Below are 11,189 nucleotides of genomic sequence, written 5' to 3'. Positions count from 1 at the left end.
ACGTCTTCGCGCGCCCGCGCCCCGAACCGACCGTGCTCCAGGCGCTGCGGTCGCCGCGCCTGCTGACGCGCGAGACATTGGCCGGCCTCGTCGTGGCGATCGCGCTCATCCCCGAGGCCATCGCGTTCTCGATCATCGCCGGCGTCGACCCGCGTCTGGGCCTGTTCTCGTCGTTCGTGATGGCGGTGGCCATCTCGTTCCTCGGCGGGCGGCCGGCCATGATCTCGGCGGCGACCGGCGCGATCGCGCTCGTCATCGCCCCGGTCGCGCGCGAGCACGGCGTCGACTACCTGCTCGCGACCGTGATCCTCGGGGGACTGCTCCAGGTCGTCCTCGGTCTCCTCGGTGTCGCGAAGCTCATGCGCTTCATCCCCCGCAGCGTCATGGTCGGCTTCGTCAACGCGCTCGCGATCCTGATCTTCACCGCCCAAGTGCCGCAACTCATCGGCGTGCCTTGGGCGGTGTATCCGATCGCCGCGGCGGGCCTGGCCATCATGTACCTCTTGCCCCGCCTGACCACCGTCGTACCCGCCCCGCTCGTCGCGATCGTGCTGCTCACCGGCGCCGCCGTGGTCTTCGGCATCTCGGTGCCCACCGTCGGCGACCAGGGAGCCCTTCCCGAGAGCCTTCCGGCGCTGCTGATCCCGAACGTGCCGGTGTCGTGGGAGACGCTCGGCATCATCTTCCCGTTCGCGGTCGCGATGGCGATCGTCGGCCTGCTCGAGTCGCTCATGACCGCGGCGCTCGTCGACGAGATCACCGACACTCCGTCGTCGAAGACGCGCGAGTCGCTCGGACAGGGCGCGGCGAACGTCCTCTCGGGCCTGTTCGGGGGAATGGGCGGATGCGCGATGATCGGCCAGACGATGATCAACGTCAAGGCGTCCGGCGCGCGCACCCGCATCTCGACGTTCCTGGCCGGCGTGTTCCTTCTGATCCTCGTGCTCGCGTTCGGCGACGTCGTGGCCATCATCCCGATGGCCGTGCTCGTGGCCGTCATGATCGTGGTCTCGATCGCCACGTTCGACTGGCACAGCATCCGCCCCTCGACCCTCCGGCGGATGCCGCTGAGCGAGACCGCGGTGATGATCGTGACCGTCGCGGTGACGGTGTGGACCCACAACCTGGCGATCGGGGTGGGCGTGGGCGTCGTCGCCGCCGCCGTGCTGTTCGCCCGGCGCGTGGCGAGTGTCACCGTCGTGCACCGCACAGTCGAGGGCGACCTGGCCCGGTACCGCGTCGAGGGCGAGCTCTTCTTCGCGTCGAGCAACGACCTCACCACGAAGTTCGCCTACCACCTCGACCCGGCGCAGGTAGAGATCGACCTCTCGGGATCCCACGTCTGGGACGCCTCCACGGTGGCTGCGCTCGACGCGGTGCAGACCAAGTACGCCCACCTCGGGAAGCGGGTCGAGATCACGGGGATGAACGCGCACACCGCGCGGCTGCACGAACGCCTCAGCGGCGGTGTCACCGGCGCCCACTGACGCGCGGGGGCCTACGAGCGCAGCGTCGTCGACGGCGTCTCGGCGAACTCCGCCCGGTACATCGCGGCGAAGCGGCCGAGATTGGAGAACCCCCACCGTGCGGCGATCGCCGCGACGGTGTCCATCGAGGGATCAGCGGCGCGGAGGTCGGCGCGAGCTGCGTCCAGGCGGACGCGGCGGACGTACTGCATCGGTGTGCGTCCGGTCGCGGTACGGAAGGCGTATTGCAGACCGCGCGGAGACAATCGCGCCGCCTCGGCGATGTCGGCCAACGAGACCGACCCGGGGGCGTTCGCCTCGATGTACGCCTTGGCGCGCCGCACCGGGGCGGGCAACGGTCGGGCGGGTCGCCCCGCGGCGAGGGACTCGGTGAACGTCGTCGGGAAGGTCATCAGCGACGCCTCGAGCAGCAGCGAACGCACCTGCTGCTCGATCATCGGGGTGCGCTCGGACGAGCGCAGCAGCACGTCGCGGCCGTACTCCCACGTCCGGGTCCAGTACCGCAACCGGTGGTCGGAGACCGGCGCGTGCCCCGTCGGGCGCACGCGCAGTGTGTCGTCCCCGGTGAGCCGTCGAGCGGCCGCGTCCACGTCGGAGCGTGCGAACGACATCGCGGTGCCGGCGATGCGTCCGGAGAAGGCGATCTCGACGGGACGATCGATCACCATGAACGGCACCGTGGTGTCGATGCGGTCCCGCCGGTAGGTGGCGCGGATGCGGGGACCGGCGATCCATCCGACGACCATCTGGTCTTCCGGATCGGAGTCGACCACCATCGTCGAGCCGATCGAGTAGTCGCAGAAGCCGAAGCCGGGGTCGACGGCGCCGGAGAAGACGAAGGCGGGCTGGATGTCGTCGGCCCGCGAGATGCGGGCCCCGGGGACCACCGTCTGCCACAGCTCTTCCACCGTTGCGGTGTCACGGGTCTCGACGCGCGTATGTTCCACGGGACGTTCCTACGTTCCGGCTGCCGAAAGCGGCTAGGCCGTTGCGCCGTGCGACGATGTATGCGATGGAACCGCTCTCACGTCGACGGTGATGCACGTGTCGGTCCGCGGGGACTCATAATCGAAAAGCCCTCGCCGCACTCGCGGCACGACCGACGGGATGCCACATGCCCTTCCGCACCATCGCCACGCTGCAGTCGTGGGTCGACGACTTCCGCGCGCTCGGCTACGACGACGCCGAGATCCTGCGTGTCATCCCGCAAGACGACGACGACTCCGACGCGGGGCTGATCGCCGCGCGGCTGCGCAGCGTCTCGACCACGTTCTACGTGGCTCCCGGAACCGAGACGGATTCCGCCGGGTGGGCAGTGACCTTCGAGCCCCGCGAGAACGCGGCCCCGCTCGGTTCGGCCCGCGTCCTCGCCCTCTCCGGCGAACTCGCGATGCTCTCGGCCCTGTGCACGTTCCTGCAGGCGCGCGCCGAGGCGTTCGTCGACCTCCACTCCTGAGCGCTCGTCACCGGCGTCGCCGAGGACGGGCCGCCGGGATCAGCGCGAGGTCGCGCCAGCCGCCGCGAGGCGTGAGGCCGTCCCGGCGACCGTGAGACGCTCCAGCACCGTCGCGACGGTGTCGGCCTCGGTGGGCTCCATCGTCGCGACGGCGGCGTCGATGGCGGCATCGAACGCGCGCAGCGACGACCACGGCGGCGCGTCCAGGTCGACGATCGCGGTGATGTGGTTCACCCGGCGGTCCTCGGCGTCGAGGTCGCGCCTCACCGTTCCGCGCTGCACGAGACGATCGATGAGGGTCGTCACCCCGGCCGAGGTGATGCCCAGGTGGTCGCGGACGTGCGAGGGTCGCGCGCCGGGGTTGTCCGCGACGAACAGCAGCGCCTTCGCGTCGAGTTCGTTCAAGGACAGGGCGCGTCGCGCCTCCGCCACCGCGGCGCGACGCGCCTCGTCGTAGGCCCGGAGAGCGCGCCCGAGAGCGGAGCCCTGCGCGGGCGGCGTCGACGTGTCGGAGGAGGTGTGCACGACCCCTGATCGTACTCACCTCACGGGCTCCGCGAGGGCCCTTGTGCCCCCCACGCTCGCTGATCTTCGCCTGAACGGGCCGACGTTCGCGGTGGAGGGGGCCGGAGGCCGGGGACACGGCATCCCGATTCACCCGTTGCACGCGTTCACGAAATGGTCTTCGCGGCGTAACCCGCCGCCCAGGGTCGACCCCGCACCATGGGGAAACCGCAAGAAGCGGTGATCGATCCGGCTCCGTTCGGCGGCGCCCCTCCCCGGAAAGCGGTCGCGATGAACCGACCCGTGCGCGTGCTGTCCCTGTACGAGGGATTCTTCGCCGGAGGCGCCCGAATCCTCCATTCCGACGTCGTCGCCGGCCTGGCCGCCGACGGGTCGCAAGAGCACCGCGTGCTCTCGCTCACCTCGGCAGCCCGCCGTGACGGATCGGTGCAGCACGCCCACGACGACACGCGGTTCCGGGCCCTCCGCGCCGCCGGCGTGCACATCGACACGTTCGACCGCGTCGCCGGCGGGCAGCCGATGACCCCGGAGTCGTTCAGCGCGGCCGAACTCGCACACGCCGCGGGCCTGATCGCGGATGCCGACCTCGTGCTGTCGCTGAAGGAGCAGCCGCTGAGCCTCATCGTCGCCCTGGAGCGCGCGGGGATGCTCCCGGACCGTCCGACCGCCGCGTGTCTGCACCGGTCCGACCCCACGCACTCCGGCCCGGCGCTCGGATGGCTCCTGGACGCGAGCGCCTCGGGAGCGGTGTCGGCGACGATCTCCTGCGCGGCGTCGACCTCGCTGGCCTACGAACGCGCCGGCGTCTCCGCCCGGCAGGCGTGGGTGATCGACAACGGCATCGACACGCGCCGGTTCCGCCCCGGGACGCGCGCCGAGCGGCGCGGCATCCGCTTCGGGCTCGGCATCCCCGAGTCAGCTCCGGTCGTGCTGCTGGCGGCGCGGTTCGATGCGATGAAGGACCCGGCGCTGTTCCTGGATGCCGTGGCGCTCCACGCGCGCCGCCACCCCGGCGCCCACTACGTCATGTGCGGCTCGGGGATGACCCACCGCAACCCCGGTTTCGCGGCGCTCGTCGCCGAAGCGGGACTCGACGCGGGCGTGCCGTTGCACGCGCTGGGGCTGCGCGAGGACATGCCGGAGCTGTACCGCATCGCCGACGTCGTCGCCCTCACCAGCGCCTTCGGCGAGGCCTCGCCGCTGTGCCTGGCCGAGGGGGCGGCATCCGGTGCGATCCCGGTCACGACCGATGTCGGCGACGCCGCGCGCGTGGTCGCGGGCGTCGGTCTGGTGACCCCGCGCGACGCCGGAGCGATCGCCGGGGCGTGGCACGAAGCGCTGTCGCGGCGCATCGAGTTGCGCTGGGCCGCGATCTCGGCGCGGGCCCGGATGGACCGCCGACGGATGATCGCCGATTATCGCGGGGCGATCGAGGGGCTCGCCCTGGCGGACGCGCTCGCGGCCTGACGCTCGGCTCGGGCTCGGACTGTCAACCCTCGTGCGCGTGCGCGCCGCAGCGGGTGGAGTGGGATGCACCCCACCCCGGAGGAGGACGAGATGACCCTGCAGCCCGCCCAGCAACAGAACGTGCCCGGCACCGACCGGGCGATGGATCCGAAGCCCGATTACGGCCAGGACAGCTACCGCGGTTCGGGCCGCCTCGACGGCAAGGTCGCGCTCATCACCGGCGGCGACAGCGGCATCGGCAAGGCCGTCGCGCTGGCGTTCGCTCGCGAAGGGGCAGACGTCGCGATCGCGTATCTGAACGAGCACGAGGATGCCGAGGAGGCCCGGCGCTTCGTCGAGGACGCCGACCGGCGCGCGATCCTCCTGCCCGGTGACGTGTCCGACCCTCAGCACTGCCGCGACCTGGTGGCGCACACCGTCGATCAGCTCGGCGGTCTCGACGTGCTCGTGAGCAATGCGGCCTTCCAAATGAGCCACGACACCCTCGAAGAGGTATCGGACGACGAGTGGGACTACACGTGGGCGACGAACGTCAGCGCCTACTTCCACCTCGTCAAGGCGGCCTTGCCGTATCTGAAGGAGGGGGCCTCGATCATCGGATCGAGTTCGGTCAACTCCGACATGCCGAATCCGACGCTCCTGCCCTACGCCGCGACGAAGGCCGCCATCGCCAACATGACCGCGTCTCTCGCGCAGCTTCTCGCCGAGCGCGGCATCCGTGCGAACAGCGTGGCCCCGGGTCCGGTGTGGACACCGCTGATCCCCGCCACGATGCCGGCCGAGAAGGTGGCGAGCTTCGGGGAGCAGACGCCGATGGGCCGCGCTGGCCAGCCGGCCGAGCTTGCCCCGGTGTACGTACTGCTCGCTTCGGACGAGGCCAGCTACGTCTCGGGCGCACGCGTGGCGGTCACCGGCGGCAAGCCGATCCTCTGACGCGAGGGGCGTCCCGGATGGCGGGGCGTCCCTCGCTCAGCGCGAGGGCTCCCAGGAGCGCGGGGCGTCCCGCCCTCAGCGCAGGGCGCCTAGGAGCGCGGGGCGCCCCTCGCGTCAGCGCAGGGGCGCCCAGGCAGCCACCGCGATCACGACGATGACCAGCAGCGCCACCGCGGCCTGCACGCACATCAGGACGGCGAAGACGTACCCCTGCGCCGGGCCACGCCGCCCGGTGAGGCCGTTGACGGCGATCGCGGTGAAGATCCCCACCTGCACCGCGATCCCGATCCACGCCCACGCCGCCACGATCGGGACCGACAGTGCGAAGAGCACCACCGCGATGAGGGCGAGCGCCCCGGAGGCCGCGATCCACACGAGCGGATTCGGTCGGCGCACGGCATCCTGGTTCGTCACCTTCGTGGGGTCGACGTGTCGATCAGGGGTCACGGGGTCCCTCCGGTCCAACGGCGAGCAGCGAGCGTACGATCGGCATCCCCCACAGCCCGACGGGGTTGACACGCCCCGCAGCCCCGCGACCGCACCATAGACGGCGGGCGGAGGCGGCACCATCCCCGCCGTGGGGTGCGCGAACCGTGCCTACAGTGAGTCATGACCGCGAGCATCCTCTCTCTCGGCACGGCGCTGCCCCGCACCCGTGTCACCCAGTCGGCGCTGCGCGATCTCTTCGCCGCTCAGCCCGGATTCGACCGACGCAGCCAGCGTCTGGTGGGGGCCGCGTTCGACGCCGCGGCCATCGACACCCGGCACACGGTGCTGCCGCAGCTCGCCGACCTGACTGCGGACGGCCTCGCCGTGCGCGATGACGACGGGCTGCTGATGCCTCCAACCGGGGCGCGCAACGACGAATACCGCCGGACCGCGCCCGCGCTGTTCGCCGAGGCGGCCACGGCCGCGATCGCCGGGTCCGGTCGGGAAGCGGATGCCATCACGCACGTCGTGACGGTCTCGTGCACGGGCATGTTCGCCCCCGGCCCGGACTTTCTCCTCGTCCGCGACCTGGGCTTGTCCGCGACCGTCGAGCGCTACCACCTCGGGTTCATCGGGTGCGCCGCGGCGATCCCGGCGCTGCGCCTCGCCGCACGCATCGTCGCGGCCGACCCCGCGGCCGTGGTCCTGGTCGCCGCGGCCGAACTGTGCTCGCTGCACTGGCAGACCTCGTCGCATCCGGACCAGATCGTCGCCGCGTCGGTGTTCGCCGACGGGGCAGCGGCCGCCATCGTGGCCGCCGCCGACCCCGATCGCGCCGGCCTCGACCTCGAGGGGTTCGCGACGCACCTGACCGGCGAGGGCGAGAAGGACATGGCCTGGACGGTCGGTGATTTCGGCTTCGAGATGACACTCACCGCCGAGGTCCCGCGCATCATCGGCCGCGAGATCGCCGCCATCGCCGCAGACGTGCTGGGCGATCTCGGCGAGGTCGACGCGTGGGCCGTGCACCCCGGCGGTCGGAGCATCCTCGACCGGGTCGAGTCGGCCCTGTCGCTGGATGCCACCGCCCTCGCGCCCTCTCGAGAGGTGCTGCGCGCACACGGCAACATGTCCAGCGCAACGCTGCTGTTCATCCTGCGGGACCTGCTCGCCGACGAGGCGCTCGTCGACGGCGATCGCGTGGCCGCCCTGGCCTTCGGGCCGGGGCTGACGGTAGAGGCGGCGCGCCTCGTGCTGCGCCGGCCGGCGGCGTGAGCGTCCGGGCTGCGATCGGCGTGGGCGAGGGGTGCGCATGAACAGCGGGCCGGCCACCGTGCGCCGGGGGCTCGCGTCGCGCGACACCGAGCTCACCGAGTTGATGGACGCCGCCGATTGCGATCCGCGTCGGCTCGCGGCGACCTATCGACGTTTCGACCTGGTCAACCGCGCCGTGTCGGCGTGGGGCCGCGTGTACGCCACGGAACTCCGGCCGCGACTGCGGGCGCTGGATCGACCGGCGCGCGTCCTCGACCTCGGCTGCGGCGGCGGCGACGTCGTCGTGCGTCTCGCGGGCCTCGCGGCGCGCGACGGACTCGACGTCGAGTGGGTCGGTGCCGACCCGGATCCTCGCGCCCTCGTCGCGGCGCGGGAGCGCGAAAGGGCCGGTGTGCGTTTCGTCGCCCGGACCTCGACCGAGCTGCTCGCCGCGGGCGACGCGTTCGACGTCGTGCTGTCCAACCACGTCCTGCACCACCTCGATGCCGCGCAGCTCCGGGGTTTCGCGGACGACTCCCGGGCGCTCGCCCGCTCGGTCGTGCTGCACGCCGACATCGCGCGGGGCCGGTGGGCTTACGTTCTGTACGCGCTGGGGGTGACGCCGCTCGCGCCGGGAACGTTCCTGCGCACCGACGGTCTCCGGTCGATCCGGCGCAGCTACCGCTCCGACGAGTTGGCCCGTGCGCTCGGCGAGCCCTGGCGGGTGCAGACCCCGGCGCCGTTCCGGCTCCTGGCCGTGGCCGCGGGGACGGCCGACGTCGATGCCTGAGGTGCTCGTGGTGGGAGCGGGTCCGGTGGGCCTGGCGCTCGCGGCCGACCTGCGCGCCCGCGGCGTCGACGTCGAGGTGCTGGAGCGGCGGGAATCGATGGATGCCGGGACCCGGGCGATCGGCATCCACTCCCCCGCCCTCGCCCACCTGGAGACGTCCGGAGCCACCGACGCGCTGCTGGAGCGCGCGGTGCGCATCCGTCGCGGGGAGGCGCGCGCGGACGGCCGGATGCTCGCCGCGATCCGCTTCGATCGGCTGCGCGTGCGGCATCCGTACGTCGCGGCGCTCCCCCAGGCAGACACCGTCGCCGTGCTGTCCCGGCTCGCCCCGCCCGTGCGGCGCGGGATGCGCGTGACCGGAGTGCACGACGACGGGACGTCGGCGCGGGTTCTCGCCGTCGGGCCGCGCGGCGAGGAAGAGATCCGCGCTGCGGTGGTGGTCGTGGCATCCGGATGGTCGGGACGAGACCTCGTGTATCGCCCGGGCGCCGTGCGCACGCGCCAGTACCCCGACCGCTACGCGATGGTCGACGTCGCCGCCCCCGGCGAGGCGACGGCGCTCGTGCATCTCGAACGCGGCGGGGTCGTGGAGTCGTTCCCCCTTCCGGACGGACGGCGGCGGCTGGTCGCGTGGGCGGGCACGGCGGACGTGTCGGATGCCGAGGGCTTCCTGCGGAATGCCCTGGCGGACCGCGTGGGGGTCGAGGTGGACACGTCGGGGGCATCGACGTTCCGCGTGCGCCGCGCGGTCGCCCCGGCGCTCCGGCGGGGGCGGGTCATCGTCGTCGGCGACGCGGCGCACGAAGTGAGCCCGATCGGCGGGCAAGGGATGAACCTCGGTCTGCTCGACGCGCTCACCGTGGCACCGCTCCTGCCGCGGTGGGTGCGCGGCGACGAGCCCACGGGCATCGCGCGGTGGGAGCGGGACCGGGTGGCGTCGGCGCGGCACGCCGCGCGGCTGGCGTTCCTGAACACGCTGCTCGGGCGTGCGGCCGGTCGGGGCGGGCACGCCGCGCGATCGGCGGCGCTGCGCGCCCTACTGCGCGGTCCGGGCGGGGCGGTGTTCGCCCGCGCGTACGCGATGCGGTTCGACCGGGCGGCGCGGTAGGCGTCGAGCTGTGCGTTGCGGTGGTCTCGGCATCCGGCCGCCCACGGTTTGGAGAGTGAGGCGATGCGTGGACGACGGATGGTGCTCCCGATCGCCGTTCTCGTGCTCGCGGGCGCACTGAGCTCCTGCGGTGTGGTGCGTCCCGCCGAGGTCGATCGCGTCGATGAGATCACGGTCACCGGAGGCACATGCCGTGTCGAGTGGTGGCTCGCGGGGGTGACGGACGGAGCGACCGACGAGGCATGGGGTGTCGCCCGAGCCGCCCTCGCGCAGTCGACTGTCGACAGCGAGGAATCCCACGAGTGGTACCGGACCCTCACCGAGCTGGACGACACGCAGTGGCCCTCCGCCTCCGTGCTCGAGGGCGCGGTACATCGCGAAGTCGTCCGCGCCGACGTTCGGGAAGCCCTCGCGGACGCGGGCTTCCCCGATCATGAACGGGTCATCGAGACGTACTCGTCACTGCACTGCTCGGCCTGACCTGGGCAACCGGGTGTGGGGCCTCACCCGGCTCCGAGCGCGCATCTACAGTCGAGCCATGATGCTTCGCGCTTACCGTCGCTCTCTGTGGCTCCCCGTTCCGCTGGGGGCGGCGCTGGGAACGGTGGCGGGATTCGCGTTCTCGGTGACGGGAAACCCGGACTATCTGGCGACCCAGGGCAGTGGCGGGGCGCTCTCCTTTGCGCTTCTCGGTGCGGTCGTCGGTGTGGGCACCGCAGTGCTGGCGCAGGTCGGCGGCATCGTCGCCTTCCGTCTTCTCCCCGACGCAGACCGAGCCGTCGAGCGGGCGAGAACCGGCGCCGCCCTCGCGGTCGTGGGGAGTTGGCTCGCTCTCGGGATCGTTGCCGCGCCGTACCTCGGCGTCGGCTTCGTCGCGGTGGGCGCGTCGATCGGCATCGTCCTGGGCTTCGTCGCTTCTCTCCTCGCGACGCTCCTCCTACGAGCCGACGAGCGACACGCCGGCGTCGGACCGGCCTGAGGCGCGCGCTCAGGTCGCGACGAGCTGGGCGGCCAAGAGCAGCGCCGCGAGCATGGTGAGCTGGAACACCGCACGACCAGGCGGACGCGCGAGGGCGAGCGCCATCGTGGCGACCGCGACGAGCACGACCGCGCCGAAGAACAGGGTGCCGACCAGGCCGCCGCCGGAACCGATGAGCACCGCCACCGCCCCGATGACGATCCCCGCCGCGGCGAGCATGACCGACGCACGCGCGCCCAGCCGGTGCGGCAGTCCGCGCACGCCGGTGGCGCGGTCGTCGTCGAGGTCGCGGACGACGTTGGTGAGGTGCACGGCGGCGCCGAGGGCCGCACCCGCGAGCGACGCCCAGACGGGCGCGAGGGCGGGATCGGGCAGCGACAGCGTCGCGAACGAGGGGAAGAGCCCGAAGCTCAGCAGGAACGGCACGATCGAGACGGGCGTCGATTTCAGCCCGGCGTTGTACGCCCATGCCGAGGCCAGGGCCACCGCATGGGCGGCGACGAGCCCGGGCCCCAGTGGCGCCGAGAGCCCGACGGCGACGACGACGGATGCCACGGCCACCGCCAGCGCCCGCTGCGGGGTGAGCGCTCCCCCGGCGACGGGCTTGTCGGTGCGTCCGACGGCGATGTCGCGGGCCGCGTCGATCGCGTCGTTGGACAGTCCCACCGAGACCTGCCCCGCGAACACCGACACCACCAGCAGTACCAGGCGCCACGACTCGAGCCCCGCGGCGATGCCGAGGGCGAGCGACAGTGCGGTGA

General features: G+C 72.4%; 13 protein-coding genes. 9 read left to right on the top strand and 4 right to left on the bottom strand.

The features are described 5' to 3' along the window. A partial coding sequence (locus LQV45_RS10375) for a SulP family inorganic anion transporter (RefSeq protein ID WP_374208181.1) occupies positions 1-1,487 on the top strand: 1,487 nt, incomplete at its 5' end. Between the two features lie 11 nt (positions 1,488-1,498). On the opposite strand, the gene LQV45_RS10370 is transcribed toward LQV45_RS10375, so the two are convergent. Beyond that, complete coding sequence (locus LQV45_RS10370) at positions 1,499-2,434, bottom strand: AraC family transcriptional regulator (protein WP_230006941.1); 936 nt, start codon at positions 2,432-2,434, stop codon at positions 1,499-1,501. Between the two features lie 167 nt (positions 2,435-2,601). Here LQV45_RS10370 and LQV45_RS10365 point away from each other — a divergent pair, with 167 nt between their 5' ends. Further along, positions 2,602-2,943, top strand: a complete 342-nt coding sequence (locus tag LQV45_RS10365; RefSeq protein ID WP_230006940.1) for a hypothetical protein — start codon at positions 2,602-2,604, stop codon at positions 2,941-2,943. Between the two features lie 39 nt (positions 2,944-2,982). Here LQV45_RS10365 and LQV45_RS10360 read toward each other — a convergent pair whose 3' ends face one another. Then, positions 2,983-3,468: a MarR family winged helix-turn-helix transcriptional regulator gene (locus tag LQV45_RS10360; RefSeq protein WP_230006939.1), complete on the bottom strand. Its 486-nt coding sequence runs from the start codon at positions 3,466-3,468 to the stop codon at positions 2,983-2,985. 198 nt (positions 3,469-3,666) lie between these two features. Here LQV45_RS10360 and LQV45_RS10355 point away from each other — a divergent pair, with 198 nt between their 5' ends. Together LQV45_RS10355 and LQV45_RS10350 are read left to right on the top strand one after the other, a co-directional pair. After that, positions 3,667-4,935 (top strand): glycosyltransferase, encoded by a 1,269-nt coding sequence (locus LQV45_RS10355; RefSeq protein ID WP_230006938.1) that lies wholly within the window; start codon positions 3,667-3,669, stop codon positions 4,933-4,935. A gap of 90 nt (positions 4,936-5,025) precedes the next feature. Next, positions 5,026-5,868 carry an SDR family oxidoreductase gene (locus LQV45_RS10350; protein WP_230006937.1) on the top strand — a complete coding sequence of 281 codons (843 nt, stop codon included), beginning with the start codon at positions 5,026-5,028 and terminating at the stop codon, positions 5,866-5,868. A 114-nt stretch (positions 5,869-5,982) separates the two neighbouring features. Here the strand turns inward: LQV45_RS10350 and LQV45_RS10345 are convergent, their stop codons facing one another. After that, positions 5,983-6,315, bottom strand: coding sequence for a hypothetical protein (locus LQV45_RS10345; protein WP_230006936.1), 333 nt, complete (start codon positions 6,313-6,315; stop codon positions 5,983-5,985). A gap of 162 nt (positions 6,316-6,477) precedes the next feature. Here LQV45_RS10345 and LQV45_RS10340 point away from each other — a divergent pair, with 162 nt between their 5' ends. The 5 genes from LQV45_RS10340 (at position 6,478) to LQV45_RS10320 (ending at position 10,428) form a co-directional block, all read left to right on the top strand. After that, on the top strand, positions 6,478-7,572 hold the full coding sequence (locus LQV45_RS10340) for a type III polyketide synthase (RefSeq protein WP_230006935.1): 1,095 nt from the start codon (positions 6,478-6,480) through the stop codon (positions 7,570-7,572). A 37-nt stretch (positions 7,573-7,609) separates the two neighbouring features. Next, positions 7,610-8,341, top strand: a complete 732-nt coding sequence (locus LQV45_RS10335) for a methyltransferase domain-containing protein (protein WP_230006934.1) — start codon at positions 7,610-7,612, stop codon at positions 8,339-8,341. Continuing rightward, the gene (locus LQV45_RS10330) at positions 8,334-9,449 is read left to right on the top strand and encodes an NAD(P)/FAD-dependent oxidoreductase (protein WP_230006933.1); all 1,116 of its coding nucleotides are present in this window, start codon (positions 8,334-8,336) and stop codon (positions 9,447-9,449) included. The genes LQV45_RS10335 and LQV45_RS10330 overlap by 8 nt, the downstream gene beginning before the upstream one ends. Before the next feature lie 78 nt (positions 9,450-9,527). Continuing rightward, positions 9,528-9,929 carry a hypothetical protein gene (locus LQV45_RS10325; protein WP_230006932.1) on the top strand — a complete coding sequence of 134 codons (402 nt, stop codon included), beginning with the start codon at positions 9,528-9,530 and terminating at the stop codon, positions 9,927-9,929. 58 nt (positions 9,930-9,987) lie between these two features. After that, positions 9,988-10,428, top strand: a complete 441-nt coding sequence (locus LQV45_RS10320; protein WP_230006931.1) for a hypothetical protein — start codon at positions 9,988-9,990, stop codon at positions 10,426-10,428. A 9-nt stretch (positions 10,429-10,437) separates the two neighbouring features. On the opposite strand, the gene LQV45_RS10315 is transcribed toward LQV45_RS10320, so the two are convergent. Further along, positions 10,438-11,189 (bottom strand): UbiA family prenyltransferase (locus LQV45_RS10315; protein WP_308288845.1); only part of this gene is annotated, 752 nt, incomplete at its 5' end.

It is taken from the genome of Microbacterium sp. Bi128, assembly GCF_918698205.1.
This window is presented reverse-complemented; position numbering and strand designations above follow the sequence as displayed.